The sequence below is a fragment of the Pannonibacter sp. CBAS1226 genome (assembly GCF_055685825.1).
In genome coordinates, this window is the sequence record NZ_JBVOUO010000002.1 from 494921 (window position 1) to 510712 (window position 15792).

Genomic DNA, 15792 nt, shown 5'->3' on the forward strand with positions numbered 1-15792 from the left:
CATGCAAGAGGAAACCGCAGGAGGGCCGATTCTCTGTTTTCAGCGCGTCCGTGCAGGGGGCAGGTGAAAAAAGCCGCAGAATGCAGGCGTTTTTCTGACGCCTTGATTGTGGGCACGATGAATAACTAAGCGGAATGCATAAATTTTCAGGGGAGGAAAAATTTTTCGAATGACTGGCACTGCCGAAAAGAATCCGTTTTTTTACCCTCCTGCAACCCGTGTTCCCCCGTGGCAGGGTTGAACAGGGTGGGGCTGCATGTGAACGTGCCAGCGCACCGGCACCAGGTGCTCTTCAAGTGTTGAAGAGGGGAGACTAAAATGTTCAAGTCCGCAAGGATGACTGCGCTCGCCGCCGCGCTTCTGGCTGCAACCTCCTTCTCTGCCATGGCGGAGATGGTTTATCACCGTGGCAATTCCGCCGATCCGGAAACGCTGGACCAGCACAAGACCTCGACGGTCTATGAAGGCAATATCCTGCGTGACCTCTATGAGGGGCTTGTTGCCTACAGCGCTGCCGGCAAGATCATTCCGGGCGTTGCAGAGAGCTGGACCCAGTCCGAGGACGGCAGGACCTACACCTTCAAGCTGCGCGACAACGCCAAGTGGTCGAATGGGGATCCGGTCACGGCCGGTGACTTCGTTTTCTCGCTCCGCCGCATCATGAACCCGGAAACGGGCGCGAAATACGCGACCGTGCTCTATCCGATCCTCAATGCCGAAGCGATCAACAAGGGCGAGAAGCAGGGTGAAGAACTGGGCGTGAAGGCGGTTGACGACCACACGCTGGAAATCACCCTTGAGCGGCCGACCCCGTATTTCGTGGACCTCCTGGCCCACCAGACCGGCCTGCCGGTGCATCCGGCCAGCGTCGAGAAGTTCGGCAGTGACTTCGTCAAGGCCGGCAACATGGTGTCGAACGGCGCCTACATGCTGGCCGAGTTCACGCCGAACGCCCAGCTCAAGGCCGTGAAGAACCCGAACTTCCATGATGCTGCCAATGTGGCCATCGACACCGTCGTGTTCTATCCGACGGAAGACCGCGGCGCTGCGCTGCGCCGCTTCCAGGCCGGCGAACTGCATTCCAACGATGACGTGCCGACCGAGCAGATGGCCTTCATCGAGAAGGAACTGGCCGATCAGTTCAAGCCCGCTCCCTATCTGGGCACCTACTATTACGCCCTCAACATGAAGGATGAGGCGCTGGCCAAGCCGGAAGTCCGCCGCGCTCTTTCCATGGCCATCGACCGCGAGTTCCTTGCGGACGAGATCTGGGGCGGCACGATGATTGCCGGCTACTCGCTGGTTCCCCCGGGCATCAACAACTATGGTGAGCCGGCCTATGCGGATTACAAGGATCTGCCGCAGATCGACCGCGAGGAGCAGGCCATCGAGCTGATGAAGCAGGCTGGTTACGGCCCGGACAAGCCGCTGAAGCTGACGATCAACTACAACACCTCCGAGAACCACAAGAACACGGCTGTTGCCATTGCCGACATGTGGAAGCCGCTGGGTGTGGAAGTTTCGCTGGTGAACACGGACACTGCGACCCACTACGCCATGCTGCGTGACAAGCAGGACTTCGACGTCGCCCGTGCCGGCTGGATCGGCGACTATTCCGACCCGCAGAACTTCCTGTTCCTGGTGGAGTCCGGCAACGACGGCTTCAACTACGCGAACTACAACAACCCGGACTACGACAACCTGATGAAAGAGGCCGCCAATACGACGGACCTCGAAAAGCGCGCTGCCATCCTCAAGGAGGCAGAGACCATCTTCATGCGCGATCTGCCTTTCATCCCGATGATGTACTACGCCTCCAAGAACCTCGTCTCGCCGAAGCTCAAGGGCTTCGAGACGAACCTCATGGACGTGCATCCGACCCGCTGGATGAGCATTTCCGAGTAAGACAGGACACGGCTGGTTGCGGCTTCCGAAAGGGAGCTGCAACTGGCCGTTTTGCGTCATGACGGGCGCTGTCTTGCAGCTTCTGGCTGCCGGGCAGCGTTTCCCGCTGGCGAAGGAAAGGTCTGGGCATGTTGCGCTACGTGCTTGAACGGCTGTTGGGAGCCATCCCGACACTCTTCTTTATTGTCACCATCTCCTTCTTCCTGATCCGCATCGCGCCGGGCGGGCCCTTCGATCTGGAGCGGCCGCTGGAAGCCAAGGTGATGGAAAACCTCAACCGGATTTATCATCTCAATGAACCGCTCTGGAACCAGTACCTGATCTATCTGAAGAATATCGCGGTTCTGGATTTCGGCCCCAGCTTCTACTTCCGTGATTTTTCGATCAACGAGCTGTTTGCAGCCAGTCTGCCGATCTCCATCCAGCTTGGCCTGAGCGCGCTGGTTTTGGCGCTGATCGTTGGCGGTGTGCTGGGCGTGATCGCGGCGCTGCGCCAGAACCACGGCCTTGATTATTCCGTGATGGCTGCCGCAACGCTGGGCGTGACCATTCCGAATTTCGTCGTGGCACCGGTGCTGCAGCTGGTGCTGGGCGTCAATTTCGGCTGGCTGCCGGTCGGCGGATGGGCGGCCGGCAACTACGCCTATGCAATCCTGCCCGTGGTGACACTGGCTCTGCCGCAGATTGCCGTGGTGGCGCGCCTGACGCGCGGCTCGATGATCGAGGCGCTGCGCTCCAACCATGTGCGCACGGCGCGGGCCTATGGCCTGTCGGCCTATACGGTCATCGTGGTGCATGCGCTGCGCGGGGCACTGCTGCCGGTGGTCTCCTACCTCGGACCGGCCGCCGCTGCGCTGCTGACCGGATCGGTGGTGGTGGAAACCATCTTCGGCATTCCCGGCATCGGCCGCTACTTCGTGCAAGGGGCGCTCAACCGCGACTACACGCTCGTCATGGGCACCGTGGTGATCGTTGCCTGCTTCGTCATCCTTTTCAATCTTCTCGTGGATCTGCTCTATGCGCTGCTTGATCCGCGCGTGCGTTTCGACTGAGGACCAGCCATGAGCCTGACTTCCTCTGCAAACGGACCACAGCCGGTCAAGGGCCGCTCCCTCTGGGATGACGCGCGGGACCGGCTGAAGGCCAACCGGGCGGCGGTTGCGAGCATGATCGTGCTGGCACTCGTGACGCTCGTCTCCATCATCGGCCCCTATCTGTCGCCGCATGGCTTCGATCAGGTCTACCGTGACTTCGTGAAAGTGCCGGCGAGCCTGCAGCCCTATCCGCAGCCTGAACAGGTGGAACCGGGTCTGATGAATGTGCTGCGCCGGGCGCGCCTGGACGCTGAGAACTTCCAGCGCGACGGGGACACGGTGAGCGTGCGGCTCACCTCCTCGCGCGAGATCGATCCGCGTTCGGTGCAATATGTGGACCGCAGCGATTACTTCCAGAATGCCCGCCTTGAGGACATGGCGGCCGACGGCAAGTCGGTGACGCTGAAGGCAGACGTGCGCAAGCTGCATTTCTACTTCGGCACGGACGCCAATGGCCGTGACCTGATGACCCGCACCATGATCGCAGGCCGCGTATCGATGACCATCGGTCTGCTGGCGACGGTGGTGGCCATCTCCATCGGCGTCATCTATGGCGCAACCTCCGGCTATCTCGGCGGCCGGGTGGACCAAGTGATGATGCGCATCGTCGATGTGCTCTATTCGCTGCCGTTCATCTTCTTCGTCATCATGCTGGTGGTGTTCTTCGGCCGGAACTTCGTGCTGATGTTCATTGCCGTGGGCGCGGTGGAGTGGCTGGACATGGCCCGCATCGTGCGCGGGCAGACGCTGACCATCAAGCGGCAGGAATATGTGCAGGCGGCCGAAGCCATGGGCGTTGGCAATGCCGGCATCCTGCGCCGCCATGTCATCCCCAACACTCTGGGGCCGGTGGTGGTCTATATGACGCTGCTGGTGCCGAAGGTGATCCTGCTGGAAAGCTTCCTCTCCTTCCTGGGCCTTGGCGTGCAGGAGCCGATGACGAGCTGGGGCGTGCTGATTTCGGAGGGCGCGCGCAACCTGCAGGGCGGCGTGTGGCTTCTGATCTTCCCCTCGATCTTCCTGACCTCGACGCTGTTTGCGCTGAACTTCATCGGCGACGGCCTGCGCGATGCGCTTGATCCGAAGGACCGCTGACATGACGACATCTCAGAACCAGAATGATGCGGTGCTGAAGATCGAAGGCCTGACGGTCAGCTTTGCCACGAATACGGGCGTGGTGGAGGCCGTGCGGGGTGTCGATATCCACGTCAACCGCGGCGAAACGGTCGCCATCGTGGGGGAAAGCGGATCGGGCAAGAGCCAGACGATGATGGCAGCGATGGGGCTGCTGGCGTCCAACGGCATCACCGGCGGGCGCGTGCTCTACCGGGACCGGAACATCCTCGGCCTGAAGACCGGCGAGCTGAACCAGGTCCGCGGCAAGAAGATCACCATGATCTTCCAGGAGCCGATGACCTCGCTCGATCCGCTCTACACCATCTCCCGCCAGCTGTGCGAGCCGATGGTGGAAAACGGCGGCCTGAGCTGGGCCAAGGCCAGGGCACGGGCGCTGGAGCTTCTGAAGCTCGTCAATATTCCCGAGCCGGAGCGCAAGCTGAAGTCCTATCCGTATGAGCTGTCCGGCGGGCAGCGCCAGCGCGTGATGATCGCCATGGCGCTGGCCAATGATCCGGACGTGCTGATCGCGGATGAGCCGACCACGGCGCTGGACGTGACGACGCAGGCGCAGATCCTCGATCTTCTGGCGGATCTGCAGAAGCGGCTGGGCATGGCGGTGGTGTTCATCACCCATGACCTTGGCATTGTGCGCCGGATTGCGGACCGCGTTTACGTGATGCGCAAGGGCGAGGTGGTGGAAGAAGGCGAGACGGCGCAGATCTTCGAGGCGCCCGCCCATGACTACACCCGCATGCTGCTGGATGCCGAGCCTGAGGGCACCAAGGCGCCGGTTGACGTGTCGGCACCGGTGGTGATCGAGGGGCAGAAGGTGTCGGTGGAATTCGCCCTCGGCGGCGGCCTGCTGACCAAGCCTTTCATCCTGAAGGCGGTGAACGACATCTCGCTGACCGTGCGCAAGGGCCAGACGCTGGGTATCGTGGGCGAGAGCGGGTCCGGCAAGTCGACGCTGGGCCGGGCGCTGCTGGGGCTGATGCCTGCACAAGGCCGGGTGTTCTTCAACGGTACGCGCATCTCGGACAAGAGCAAGGCGGAGCTGCGCCCACTGCGCAAGCATATGCAGCTGGTGTTCCAGGATCCGTTCGGCTCGCTGAGCCCGCGCATGACCGTGGGCCAGATCATCACCGAAGGGCTGCTGGTGCATGAGCCGGGCCTGAGTGGTGCCGAACGTGACCGCAGGGCCTGTCAGGCGCTGGAAGAGGTGTCGCTCGATCCGGTGATGCGCAACCGCTATCCGCACGAGTTCTCCGGCGGCCAGCGCCAGCGCATCGCCATCGCGCGGGCCATGGTGCTGAAGCCGGATCTGATGGTGCTGGACGAGCCCACATCGGCACTGGACCGCACGATCCAGAAGCAGATCGTGACGCTGCTGCGCGACCTGCAGAGCGCCCATGGGCTGACGTATCTGTTCATCAGCCACGATCTTGCGGTGGTGCGGGCCATGTCGGACACGGTGATGGTGATGCAGCACGGCAAGATCGTCGAGGCGGGGCCTGCGGCGGATGTGTTCGAGGCGCCGCGGGAGGATTACACCCGCCGCCTGATCGCCGCCGCCATGCTGCCCGAGGCGCATGCGGCCGCGTGATCTGTGACGAAAAACCTCTCCCGGATGGCTCCGGGAGAGGCTGACATGCGGCGTGAAAGGCGGTTGGGGGGTCAGCCCTTCACGGCCTCAGCGACCATGACGGCCAGCGACGTCGTGGGGCGGCCCGTCAGGCTGGAAAGCGTCTTGCTGTTGTCCTCAAGGTCGCCCTTGGCGGTGCAGGTGTCGCAATCAGCCAGAATGGCGGCAAAGCCTTCCGGCAGGCCGACCTGCACGAGAACATCCTTGTAGGCCGCTTCCGGCAGGTTGGTGTAGGTCACCGGTTTGCCCGAGGCGCGGGACAGTTCAGCCGCATAATCCGCCTTGCTGAAGGACGTATCTCCGGCCAGTTCATAGATGGTGCCGGAGGGTGCGCCCCTGCGCAGCACTTCAGCGGCGGCAGCGGCATAATCAGCGCGGGCTGCCGCGGAGATGCGGCCATCACCGGAGGCGCCGACGACGCCATGAGCAATCTCGGCCTGCACGGCGGAGAGATAGTTCTCGATATACCAGCCGTTGCGCAGCAGGACGTAGTTGAGGCCGGACGCGGCGAGCATGTCTTCGGTGGCCTTGTGTTCACCGGCAAGGATCATGCCGGACTGCTGGGCGCGCAGGACGCTGGTGTAGAGGACGAGGCCGACGCCCGCAGCTTTCGCTGCCTCGATGACGGCCTTGTGCTGCGGCACGCGCTGGCCGACTTCGCTGCCGGAGATGAGCAGCAGGCGGTCAACGCCGGCAAGGGCAGGGGCGAGGGTTTCCGGCTTTGAATAGTCGAAGGCCACCACTTCCACGCCGCGTGCGGCAAGATCGGCCACCTTTTCCGGGGACCGGACGAGCAGGCGCAGCGAGGCGGCCGGTTCGGTGGTGAGCAGGTTTTCGGCGACGAGGCGGCCAAGCTGACCGGAAGCGCCGGTGATTGCGAGTTTCATATGCGGCTCCATCTGTTGTTTTCTCCGGCGGGCTCGCCGGGGCAATGCGATGCGGCAGATATGCGCTATTTACTTTCTTTTGGAAAGTACATACAATTTGGTAAGTTAGCGGAAAGGCGTCCCGACTGGATGTGCCTTTCAGGAGAAAAGATATGGAAAACAGTACCTTGGACAGGGAAGAAAAAATCTCTGACGAAGCCGGAACTGTGGACGTGGCCCCGGATCTGGTCACCGGTCAGCCGCTTTCGGAGCTGATGCGCCGGGGCGCGCTGTTCAGTGTGGCCTGTCCGTCGCGGGAAATTCTCAATCATCTGACCAGCCGCTGGGGTGTGCTGATCCTGCTGGCGCTGCTGGAGGGCACGCACCGTTTCAGCGAGCTGCGCCGCAAGGTCGGCGGCGTGAGCGAGAAGATGCTGGCGCAGACGCTGCAGCAACTGGAGGGGGATTGCATGATTGACCGGGTATCGCTGCCCGTGGTGCCGCCACATGTGGAATACAGCCTGACGCCGCTGGGCCGCGAGGCTGCCGAGCGGGTGAAGACGCTGGCAGACTGGCTGGAGGTCAACACCCCCAACATCATGGCGGCGAAGACGGAGCGGCTACGGGGGACCAGTTGATCAGCTGCTGTGGGCGGCCCGCCAGCCCGCGGCAATGGCTTCCGCTTCCGTGCAGAACCAGCGCTCCCCCTTGCTTTCGTTGATGCTGGTGCGGGCGTAGGACGCGGACCAGGGCATGTGATAGATGCGGCCGTTCTTGGAGATGTTGCCCTTGATCGGGCATTCCCTGTCCGCATCCGCCGAAGCCTGCACGTGTCTTTGAGTGCTGGCATTCTGCCACTTGGCGGCTCTGAACTCCCACGGGGCTTGGGCTGTGCCTGCGAACATGCCGATACGCCCCGCACGGGCACGGGCTTCCTCGGCCACGTAGCTGGAGGAATAGCGGACGAAGGCGAAGGCGTGACCGCTTTCCACCATGGCCGCGTTCACGTTGACGCCGCCGGAATAGCAGGTGCCCAGCCGGCGGCCATAGGTGTCGGTAACATCGCCCTTGCAGGTCACCGGCCCACGTGAGAGCAGCGCCTTCAGGGCATTTGCCGCCTCTTTGCCGCAGTCATACTCCTTGCCGGAAGACGAAAGGCAGCGCTGTGCCAGCTCGGGCGCGTCAATCCCTTCCAGGCGGATCTTCTCGCCGTTCAGCACGATCGTGTCGCCATCCGTGACCTTGAGCCCCTGAAGCGCGAGAGGGGCCGCACCGCCGGTGACACATGCAGCAATGACAAGCGCGCCGAGCGGAAGGCGGCTCCGGAGTGAGGGCCGGATTGCGTTTGTTTTCAAGACTGTAATCCCGGAATCAGGCGTGGCCGAGGTGGCATGCCGGGAAGTGTGGGGAGCAAGGGTTAACGGGCTGTTAAGTTCTTGCTTCCGGTTTTAAGGGACGCACGGATTGGCCGCTTGTGAAAGGCGGGAGGCGCTGAACGCGGCGCGCCGGAAATGGTTCCAGCTAATAAACCAAGAAAAATATTTTTTTATTTGCCCGGACGCATTGCCCACGAGCGAGAAGACGCCTATTTTGCATCCCGGCGCGAGCTGCTTCCCCGCAGCTCCGGAAGGGCCGGGCCAGCATGAACGCATGCAGCCGGGCCGCACCACAGCTTTCCTGAAGGAGGATTTGCCATGTCTTTCGAACTTCCCGAACTGCCGTATGCCTATGACGCCCTTGGCCCCTACATGTCCAAGGAGACGCTTGAGTATCACCACGACAAGCACCATCAGGCCTATGTGACCAACGGCAACAACCTGCTGAAGGACAGCGGCCTCGAAGGCAAGACGCTGGAAGAGATCGTCAAGGAGAGCTTCGGCAAGAATGCCGGTCTCTTCAACAACGCCGGCCAGCACTACAACCACATCCATTTCTGGAAGTGGATGAAGCCGAATGGTGGCGGCAAGTCCATCCCGGGTGCTCTGGCCAAGGCCATCGACAGCGATCTGGGCGGCTATGACAAGTTCCGTGCCGACTTCATCGCTGCCGGCACCACCCAGTTCGGCTCCGGCTGGGCCTGGGTTGCCGTCAAGGATGGCAAGCTGATCATCTCCAAGACCGCCAACGGCGAAAGCCCGCTGGTGCAGGGTGCGTCTCCGATCCTCGGCGTCGACGTGTGGGAGCACTCCTACTACATCGACTACCGTAACGCCCGTCCGAAGTACCTCGAGGCCTTCGTCGACAACCTGATCAACTGGGACTACGTCCTGGAAATGTACGAAGCTGCGGCCAAGTAAGCTTCCGTTTCGTTGAAAGGCCCGGCCTCGCGCCGGGCCTTTTGGCATTGAAGGGGAGGTAGAAGGCATGACCATCCGGCTTCGCGGACATCACCTGTTGTGCATGCTGACCTTCGTCGGGGAGGGCTATTCCCCCCGCTTTGTCGCCAATTATGCGAGGGTGATCCGGCGGATGAGGGCAGGGGAGCCTGTGGTGATCGTTCAGGGGCCGGACGACATCTGTGCGCCGCTTCTGGCTGGTGACGCTCCCCATTGTCACCGCGACAGCGTTGTGGAACGTGACCGGTTGGCTCTCGAAAGTGCCGGAACACTGCTCGGACGGCGGCTGGAAGCTGGCAGCGAGGTGATCGTGGACGGGGACATGCTGAACCGGATGCAGTGTGGCTTTGCTTCGGGCGAACTCCGCCCGGCCTGCAGTGGCTGCGAGTGGTCCGGCCTGTGTGACAAGGTTGCCGAGGCGGGGTTTGAAGGGACCCGGCTTAGGGCAGGGACGGGGGACTGACCCGGCAAACATCTGATTCGGCCCCTTGCGATGCGGGGCAAGATCTCGGTGGGCAGTGCCAGGTAAACGTGCCGTTCAGGCAGCTTTTCTACCCGGAGATTTTCGTCCCGGGTTGCTCCTTTCCGAATTGCCGCAGCGTGAAGGCGCGCGGTCTTGCGATTATGGCGAAAAGTGGTCTTCGCGCCCTTGTGCAGCACCTCGACAGAGCCTAACTCGATCAAGATTCTTAACTCTCGGCCGCTACACTGAGAGTCCCGATTTGCATGTACTGGCAATTTGCCCTAGCCGAAGAGTGAGCATGACACCCGCCGCACTCGACACGACCATTCTCGCCGTGCTTGCGCCCTTCGCGGCTGCAATCATCGCGCCATTCGCCACGAAAGTGCTGAAGCACAATGCGGCCTGGCTGCTTGCCATCGTGCCGCTGCTGATCTTCCTGCACTTCACCCGGTTCGTACCGGGTGTGTCCGAGGGTGAAGTCTATACCGTCGCTAAAGAATGGGTGCCCGCCTATGGCGTCACCCTTTCTTTTTATCTGGACGGGCTTTCGACGCTGTTTGCGATGCTGATCTCCGGGATCGGCACCTTCATCATTCTCTACGCGGGCGGCTATCTGAAGGGACATCCGCAGCAGGGCCGGTTCTTCTCGTTCCTGTTCATGTTCATGGGGGCGATGCTGGGACTGGTGACGAGCGATAACCTGCTGTCGCTGTTCATCTTCTGGGAACTGACCTCGATCACGTCCTTCCTGCTGATCGGCTTTGATCATCTGAGGGCTGCCTCGCGCCGTGCTGCGCTGCAGGCGCTGCTGGTGACCGGTGGCGGCGGACTGGCGCTGCTGGCCGGTTTCCTGCTGATCATGCAGGTAACCGGCATGTCGCAGATGTCTGAGGTGCTGGCGGGCGGCGATGTGCTGCGCAACAGCGGCCTCTATCTGCCGATCCTGATCCTCGTTCTGGGCGGCGCCTTCACCAAGTCGGCGCAGTTCCCGTTCCATTTCTGGCTTCCCAACGCCATGGAAGCACCGACCCCGGTGTCTGCCTTCCTGCACTCGGCCACCATGGTCAAGGCCGGTGTCTACCTGCTGATGCGCATGCATCCGGCTCTGGGCGGTACCGAAGTCTGGATGACCGTGCTGCCGCTGTTTGGCGGCATCACGCTGCTGGTGGGCACGGTCCTGGCCGTGCGCCAGACCGACCTGAAGCTGATGCTGGCCTATACGACGGTTGCCTCGCTCGGCCTTCTCGTCATGCTGACGGGCACCAGTTCGCAGAAGGCGCTGGAAGGCGCTGTGCTCTATCTGCTGGCGCACTCCCTGTTCAAGGGCGCTCTGTTCATGGTGGCCGGTATCATCGATCATGAGACGGGCACGCGCGATGTGACGAAGCTGGGCGGGTTGCGCAAGGCGATGCCCATCACCTTTGCGGCTGCCGCGCTCGCCGGGCTTTCCATGGCCGGCCTGCCGCCCTTCATCGGCTTCATCGCCAAGGAAGTGCTGTATTACGGCACCTGGGGGCTCTCCAGTGGCGCTCTGCTGATCACCGCCGTGGCTGTGGCGGGCAATGCGCTGATGCTGGTGATTGCGGCAGCTGTCGCCATCAAGCCGTTCTTCGGGCCCGAGGTGCATACGCCCAAGCATGCCCATGAAGGCCCCGCATTGTTGTGGGCTGGACCTGTCGTGCTGTCGCTGACCGGTCTTGCCGCCGCTCTGCTGGCCCATTCGACGGGCGAACTGTTCATCGGGCCGATGCTGTCCTCCCTGATGGGCGCGCAGACGGCCGTGGAACTGCATCTCATCCCCGGCTACATCTCCGCACCGCTGATCCTGTCAATCATTACCGTGGCGCTGGGGATCGGGCTGTTCCTGATGCTGGACCGCCTGCGTGCGGCGGTGGCCGGTGTGCTGAAGGCCATCGGCTGGGGACCGGACAAGGGGTTCGACCAGTTTGTGGCTGCCATCGTCAAGCTCTCCACCGGCATCACCCGCCTGCTGCAGGGCGGTTCGATGCAGACCTATATGGCCGTTGTCTTCCTCGCCACGGGGGCCGCGCTGCTGTTGCCGGCAGTCTTTGCCAATGGCATGCCGCAGGTGCCGGAATGGCCCGAGTTCCGCTTCTATGAGTGGGCCGTGATCCTGATCGCTGTGGCTGGCCTGGGGGCGGTTCTGTTTGCCAACACCCGCCTGACGGCCATCGTGACACTCGGCATCCAGGGCTTCGCGGTGGCGCTGATCTTCATGCTGTTTGGTGCACCGGATCTCAGCTTCACCCAGTTCATGGTGGAAACCCTGTCTGTGGTGATCCTGGCCCTTGTGATGACCCGGCTCAACCTGTCACCCCGCGACCACCGCCCGATGCTTGCGCGGATCGTCAGCCTTGGCATTGCCGGTGCTGTCGGCCTCGGCTTCACGCTCGTGCTGCTGGCCATCACCCAGCAGCCCTTCGACGCGCGCCTGTCCGAGTTCTTTACCCAGTACAGCCGCGTGATTGCTCATGGCCGCAACATCGTCAACGTGATCATCGTCGACTTCCGCGGTTTCGATACGCTGGGCGAAATCGCGGTGGTGGTTCTCACCGGGCTTGCCGTGCTGGCGCTGATCCGGGTCCGCACCAAGCCGGACACCGAGACGGCCAAGGGCGGCAAAACCACGAAGACCAAGCCTGCGGAGGCACGCTGATGCGCACGATCATCTTCCGCACCTTTGCGCCCTATATCGCGGCCCTGATGGTGCTGTTTTCCATCTTCGTACTGCTGCGCGGCCACAATGAGCCCGGAGGCGGTTTCATTGGCGGCCTGATTGCAGCTTCCGCCCTGGCCATCTACGGCATCGCCTGCGGTGTGGAGGGTGTCCGCAGGGCCATCGGCGTGCATCCGATGACGCTCGCTGGTATCGGTCTGCTGCTGGCTGCCGTTGCCGGGCTGCTGTCGGCTTTCACGGGGCAGGCCTACATGACCAGCCAGTGGGCTGTCGTGCATATTTTCGGCACGGATGTGGATCTGTCCACGCCGATGTTCTTCGATATCGGGGTTTATCTCGTCGTGGTGGGAGCCTTCGGCTCCATCGCGCTCGCGCTTGAGGAAAGGGAGAGCGACTGATGGAAGCCGGACTGTCCATCCTCATCGGCCTGTTCTTCACCGTGGCCGTCTATCTGATGCTGTCGCGCATGTTCGTGCGGATGCTGATCGGTGTCGTCATCCTCGGCAATGCGGTCAACATGCTGATCTTCGTCAACGGGCGCCTGACCCGCGAAGTGCCGCCGCTGATCCCGCTGGATCAGGCGACTGTCACGCAGGCAACCGCCAATCCGCTGCCGCAGGCCCTCGTGCTGACGGCCATCGTGATTTCCTTCTCCTTCTTCGCCTTCCTGCTGGTGCTGGCCTACCGCACCTATCAGGAACTGGGCACCGATGACGTGAACGACATGCGCATCGCCGAGCCCAAGGGTGAAGCCGGTCCTCCGCAGGGGTACTGATCCATGGCCGGACCTTCCTATTCGGTTGATATTTCGCAGGCTATGACCACCGCGCCGGTGACGGCGGCGGACTGGCTCATCGTCGTGCCCTCGATTCTCACCCTCATCGGCGGTTCACTCTGCCTGCTGCTGCGCAAGAACACGTCCCTGCAGCCCAAACTGGCGCTGGCCTTCCTCGGTCTGCTGGTTCTGGCGACCGGAGCCCTGCTGGTGCATGTGCTGAAGGCCGGCGTCGTGACCATGGTAATGGGCAACTGGCTGCCGCCTTTTGGCATCGCCTTCACGGCCGATCCTCTGGGCGCAGTCCTTGCCTTCATTGCCTCGGTGGTGGCGCTGTGTGCGGGCATCTACGGAGCAGGGACCATTGACACCTCCGGGCGGCGTTACGGGTTCTATCCGTTCCTGCTGTTCCTGATGACGGGTGCCTGCGGCGCCTTCCTGACCGGCGACATTTTCAACATGTATGTCTGGTTCGAGGTGCTGCTGATCTCGTCCTACGGTCTTCTTGTGCTGGGCAACGGCAGGGCGCAGCTGGACGGCGCCGTGAAATACGGTGTGCTGAACCTGATCGGCACAAACCTCTTTCTGATCGCCACAGGCCTGCTCTATGGCCATCTGGGCACGCTGAACATGGCGGATGCCGCCATGAAGCTGGCGAATGCAGAGCCTTCCGGCCCGGTGATGACCATCGGTGCCCTGTATCTGCTGGCCTTTGCGATGAAGGCGGCAGCCTTCCCGGTGAATGCCTGGCTTCCGGCGTCCTATCACACCCCGACTGTTGCGGTTTCGGCGATCTTTGCCGGACTTCTGACCAAGGTTGGCGTCTATGCGCTGCTGCGCGTCATGGTGATGCTGATGCCGGTGGCCCGCGCCGAAATGAGTGAAGTGATTGCCTGGGTGGCGGCTCTGACCATGCTGGTGGGGGTTATCGGTGCGCTGGCGCAGTCCGATCTCCGGCGTCTGCTCGGCTATCTGGTCATTTCCGGCATCGGCTCGATGTTGGCGGGCATCGCCATGGGCACGCCTGCGGCGATTTCCGGCACCATTTTCTATGCGGTGCATTCGATCATCGTCATGACGGCGCTCTATCTGGCCGCCGGTGTGATGGCTTCGATGTGCGGCAGCAATGATCTGCGCAAGCTGGGCGGCCTTTACGGCGAGAGCCCGGCCCTTGCAGCCGTGTTCCTGATCCTTGCCTTTGCCGTGGCCGGCCTGCCGCCCTTCTCGGGCTTCTGGCCCAAGCTGATCCTCGTCGATGCCGCGCTGGAGACCGGCTGGTCCTGGCTGGCGGCCGCCATCCTCGTGACAGGGTTCCTGACCTCAATGGCCGTTGGCCGGGTGTGGATCTATGCGTTCTGGCGCGGCGGGCCCGAGGGAACGGCTGACGGCGGCCAGGTGGCGCTGCAAGGCGGTGGTTCTGCAGCGGTTGCCGTGCAGGCCTCAGGCCTTGCTTCTCCGGCGCTCTGGATCCCGGTTGGCGCGCTGACGGCACTGGTCATCCTGTTCGGACTTGCGCCGGAATGGCTGATGAACATCGCCATGCGCGGTGCCGGCGGCCTGATTGATCCGGCCGGTTACTTCCTGTCTGTCTTCGGAGGTGCAGCATGAGCGGCCTGTTCCTCGTCAATATCCTGCTGGCTGCCGCATGGGGGGCGGTGACTGGCTCCTTCTCGGTGGTCAATCTTGCTTTCGGCTTCGTGCTCGGACTGGGAGCGCTGTATCTGATCCGCGAGCAGATCAACACCGGCGGCTATTTCCGCCGTGCCTCGCGCGTCACCGGGCTGATCCTGCTCTTCCTCTACGAGTTGGTCATGTCGGCCTGGCGCGTGGCACGGATCGTGATCCGCCCGAAACTTGACCTCAATCCGGGGTTCATCGCGTTCCCCCTGACGGTTGAAAGCGACTTCGAGATAGCGCTTCTGGCCAATCTGATCACGCTGACGCCGGGAACGCTGTCCGTGGATGTCTCAGAGGACCGGAAGGTGCTCTACATCCACTGCATCGACGTTCCTGATCCGGAAGGGACCATTGCGGACATCCGCAATGGGTTCGAACGCAAGATCATGGAGGCCTTCCATTGAGCCCGCTTGACCTGTTTGCCGAAAACTTCCTTGAGGTCTGCATCCAGATTTCTCTGGTGCTGCTGGTCTTCACCTTCGCCGTGACGGTGGTGCGCACAGTGCTCGGACCGAGCCTTCCGGACCGGGTGGTGGCGCTCGACATGCTGGTGGCGACGGCGATCGGCTTCATTGCCGTGATCGGCATTGCAACCGAGTTCTATCTCTACGTGGACATCGCCATTACGCTTGGCCTTGTCGGGTTCCTCAGCACAGTGGCGCTGGCGCGCTTCATTCTGAACCGGGGGCAGGTTGGCGATCCGACCATCTCCGCGGAAGTGAAGGAAGATCTCGCCCGCAGAAAGGCTGGAAAATGAACGCTGTAATCGAAATCGCCAGTGGGCTCTTCCTGGTTGCCGGAGCGCTGTTTGCGGCAGCTGCCGCACTTGGCCTCATCCGCTTTCCCGACGTGTTCTCGCGCATGCATGCCGCGTCAAAGGCCGGGACCCTGGGGTCCGGGCTGATGCTGATCGCGCTGGCTCTGCACGCGAGGGAACTGGATGTGATCACCAGAGCGATCGCTGGCGTTGTTTTCTTTCTGCTGACCGCTCCGATTTCGGCGCATCTTGTGGCCAAGGCGGCTCTTGCTGCCGGATACCGCCCTTGCGCGGTGACAAAAATGGACGTCCTCGCACCGCTTCTCGACCGGAAGAAGAAGCAGAAGACCTGACAGGGTTGCCCTTCCGGTCAGGAGAGGAAAGTGCTTGTTGCAAGGCCTGGTGTCAGACACCGGGCCTTACTTTTGCCGGGACAAGTTTCGGCTCTGTGAAAGCTTGC

16 protein-coding genes and 1 pseudogene are annotated in these 15792 nt (G+C 62.3%); 14 read left to right on the plus strand and 3 right to left on the minus strand.

The window, feature by feature from the left end:
• Nucleotides 1–318: 318 nt before the first annotated feature.
• From AC0CMF_RS09270 to AC0CMF_RS09285, 4 genes are all read left to right on the plus strand, one after another.
• Nucleotides 319–1905 (plus strand): peptide ABC transporter substrate-binding protein, encoded by a 1587-nt coding sequence (locus tag AC0CMF_RS09270; RefSeq protein WP_058900383.1) that lies wholly within the window; start codon nucleotides 319–321, stop codon nucleotides 1903–1905.
• 128 nt (nucleotides 1906–2033) lie between these two features.
• Nucleotides 2034–2957 (plus strand): oligopeptide ABC transporter permease OppB, encoded by a 924-nt coding sequence (gene oppB / locus AC0CMF_RS09275; protein WP_374628631.1) that lies wholly within the window; start codon nucleotides 2034–2036, stop codon nucleotides 2955–2957.
• Nucleotides 2958–2966: 9 nt separating this feature from the next.
• Complete coding sequence (locus AC0CMF_RS09280) at nucleotides 2967–4094, plus strand: ABC transporter permease subunit (RefSeq protein WP_058900381.1); 1128 nt, start codon at nucleotides 2967–2969, stop codon at nucleotides 4092–4094.
• A 1-nt stretch (nucleotide 4095) separates the two neighbouring features.
• Nucleotides 4096–5721 (plus strand): ABC transporter ATP-binding protein, encoded by a 1626-nt coding sequence (locus AC0CMF_RS09285; protein WP_374628632.1) that lies wholly within the window; start codon nucleotides 4096–4098, stop codon nucleotides 5719–5721.
• A 71-nt stretch (nucleotides 5722–5792) separates the two neighbouring features.
• Here AC0CMF_RS09285 and AC0CMF_RS09290 read toward each other — a convergent pair whose 3' ends face one another.
• Nucleotides 5793–6647: an SDR family oxidoreductase gene (locus AC0CMF_RS09290; RefSeq protein WP_374628633.1), complete on the minus strand. Its 855-nt coding sequence runs from the start codon at nucleotides 6645–6647 to the stop codon at nucleotides 5793–5795.
• 254 nt (nucleotides 6648–6901) lie between these two features.
• Between AC0CMF_RS09290 and AC0CMF_RS09295 the strand changes: the two genes are divergently transcribed.
• Nucleotides 6902–7264 carry a winged helix-turn-helix transcriptional regulator gene (locus tag AC0CMF_RS09295; protein WP_374628763.1) on the plus strand — a complete coding sequence of 121 codons (363 nt, stop codon included), beginning with the start codon at nucleotides 6902–6904 and terminating at the stop codon, nucleotides 7262–7264.
• Here AC0CMF_RS09295 and AC0CMF_RS09300 read toward each other — a convergent pair whose 3' ends face one another.
• Both AC0CMF_RS09300 and AC0CMF_RS09305 read right to left on the minus strand, forming a co-directional pair.
• The gene (locus AC0CMF_RS09300) at nucleotides 7265–7420 is read right to left on the minus strand and encodes a sunset domain-containing protein (protein ID WP_472481590.1); all 156 of its coding nucleotides are present in this window, start codon (nucleotides 7418–7420) and stop codon (nucleotides 7265–7267) included. It abuts the gene before it with no gap.
• 120 nt (nucleotides 7421–7540) lie between these two features.
• Nucleotides 7541–7846 (minus strand): annotated as a pseudogene (locus AC0CMF_RS09305) (thermonuclease family protein); the annotation flags it as partial.
• Between the two features lie 474 nt (nucleotides 7847–8320).
• Between AC0CMF_RS09305 and AC0CMF_RS09310 the strand changes: the two are divergent.
• From AC0CMF_RS09310 to mnhG, 9 genes are all read left to right on the plus strand, one after another.
• Complete coding sequence (locus AC0CMF_RS09310) at nucleotides 8321–8923, plus strand: superoxide dismutase (protein ID WP_050471091.1); 603 nt, start codon at nucleotides 8321–8323, stop codon at nucleotides 8921–8923.
• A gap of 67 nt (nucleotides 8924–8990) precedes the next feature.
• The gene (locus tag AC0CMF_RS09315; RefSeq protein WP_374628634.1) at nucleotides 8991–9425 is read left to right on the plus strand and encodes a DUF1284 domain-containing protein; all 435 of its coding nucleotides are present in this window, start codon (nucleotides 8991–8993) and stop codon (nucleotides 9423–9425) included.
• Nucleotides 9426–9723: 298 nt separating this feature from the next.
• Nucleotides 9724–12102: a putative monovalent cation/H+ antiporter subunit A gene (locus tag AC0CMF_RS09320; RefSeq protein ID WP_374628635.1), complete on the plus strand. Its 2379-nt coding sequence runs from the start codon at nucleotides 9724–9726 to the stop codon at nucleotides 12100–12102.
• Nucleotides 12102–12521 carry a Na+/H+ antiporter subunit B gene (locus AC0CMF_RS09325; protein ID WP_050471094.1) on the plus strand — a complete coding sequence of 140 codons (420 nt, stop codon included), beginning with the start codon at nucleotides 12102–12104 and terminating at the stop codon, nucleotides 12519–12521. The genes AC0CMF_RS09320 and AC0CMF_RS09325 overlap by 1 nt, the downstream gene beginning before the upstream one ends.
• Nucleotides 12521–12898, plus strand: a complete 378-nt coding sequence (locus tag AC0CMF_RS09330) for a Na+/H+ antiporter subunit C (protein ID WP_050471095.1) — start codon at nucleotides 12521–12523, stop codon at nucleotides 12896–12898. Before AC0CMF_RS09325 ends, AC0CMF_RS09330 begins: the two co-directional genes overlap by 1 nt.
• Nucleotides 12899–12901: 3 nt before the next feature.
• Nucleotides 12902–14506 (plus strand): Na+/H+ antiporter subunit D, encoded by a 1605-nt coding sequence (locus AC0CMF_RS09335; RefSeq protein ID WP_374628637.1) that lies wholly within the window; start codon nucleotides 12902–12904, stop codon nucleotides 14504–14506.
• Nucleotides 14503–14979: a Na+/H+ antiporter subunit E gene (locus AC0CMF_RS09340; protein ID WP_050471097.1), complete on the plus strand. Its 477-nt coding sequence runs from the start codon at nucleotides 14503–14505 to the stop codon at nucleotides 14977–14979. The genes AC0CMF_RS09335 and AC0CMF_RS09340 overlap by 4 nt, the downstream gene beginning before the upstream one ends.
• Nucleotides 14976–15332 (plus strand): cation:proton antiporter, encoded by a 357-nt coding sequence (locus tag AC0CMF_RS09345; RefSeq protein WP_050471098.1) that lies wholly within the window; start codon nucleotides 14976–14978, stop codon nucleotides 15330–15332. The genes AC0CMF_RS09340 and AC0CMF_RS09345 overlap by 4 nt, the downstream gene beginning before the upstream one ends.
• Entirely contained in the window at nucleotides 15329–15685 is a 357-nt protein-coding gene (gene mnhG / locus AC0CMF_RS09350; RefSeq protein WP_374628638.1) for a monovalent cation/H(+) antiporter subunit G, read from the plus strand. Before AC0CMF_RS09345 ends, mnhG begins: the two co-directional genes overlap by 4 nt.
• Nucleotides 15686–15792 lie beyond the last annotated feature (107 nt).

Coding starts and splice junctions, on each gene's coding strand:
- AC0CMF_RS09325 (WP_050471094.1), top strand. CDS start 12,102: ATGCGCACGATCATCTTCCGCACCTTTGCGCCCTATATCGCGGCCCTG.
- AC0CMF_RS09335 (WP_374628637.1), top strand. CDS start 12,902: ATGGCCGGACCTTCCTATTCGGTTGATATTTCGCAGGCTATGACCACC.
- AC0CMF_RS09340 (WP_050471097.1), top strand. CDS start 14,503: ATGAGCGGCCTGTTCCTCGTCAATATCCTGCTGGCTGCCGCATGGGGG.
- AC0CMF_RS09315 (WP_374628634.1), top strand. CDS start 8,991: ATGACCATCCGGCTTCGCGGACATCACCTGTTGTGCATGCTGACCTTC.
- AC0CMF_RS09270 (WP_058900383.1), top strand. CDS start 319: ATGTTCAAGTCCGCAAGGATGACTGCGCTCGCCGCCGCGCTTCTGGCT.
- AC0CMF_RS09310 (WP_050471091.1), top strand. CDS start 8,321: ATGTCTTTCGAACTTCCCGAACTGCCGTATGCCTATGACGCCCTTGGC.
- AC0CMF_RS09290 (WP_374628633.1), bottom strand. CDS start 6,647: ATGAAACTCGCAATCACCGGCGCTTCCGGTCAGCTTGGCCGCCTCGTC.
- AC0CMF_RS09280 (WP_058900381.1), top strand. CDS start 2,967: ATGAGCCTGACTTCCTCTGCAAACGGACCACAGCCGGTCAAGGGCCGC.
- AC0CMF_RS09330 (WP_050471095.1), top strand. CDS start 12,521: ATGGAAGCCGGACTGTCCATCCTCATCGGCCTGTTCTTCACCGTGGCC.
- AC0CMF_RS09320 (WP_374628635.1), top strand. CDS start 9,724: ATGACACCCGCCGCACTCGACACGACCATTCTCGCCGTGCTTGCGCCC.
- mnhG (WP_374628638.1), top strand. CDS start 15,329: ATGAACGCTGTAATCGAAATCGCCAGTGGGCTCTTCCTGGTTGCCGGA.
- AC0CMF_RS09295 (WP_374628763.1), top strand. CDS start 6,902: ATGCGCCGGGGCGCGCTGTTCAGTGTGGCCTGTCCGTCGCGGGAAATT.
- AC0CMF_RS09285 (WP_374628632.1), top strand. CDS start 4,096: ATGACGACATCTCAGAACCAGAATGATGCGGTGCTGAAGATCGAAGGC.
- oppB (WP_374628631.1), top strand. CDS start 2,034: ATGTTGCGCTACGTGCTTGAACGGCTGTTGGGAGCCATCCCGACACTC.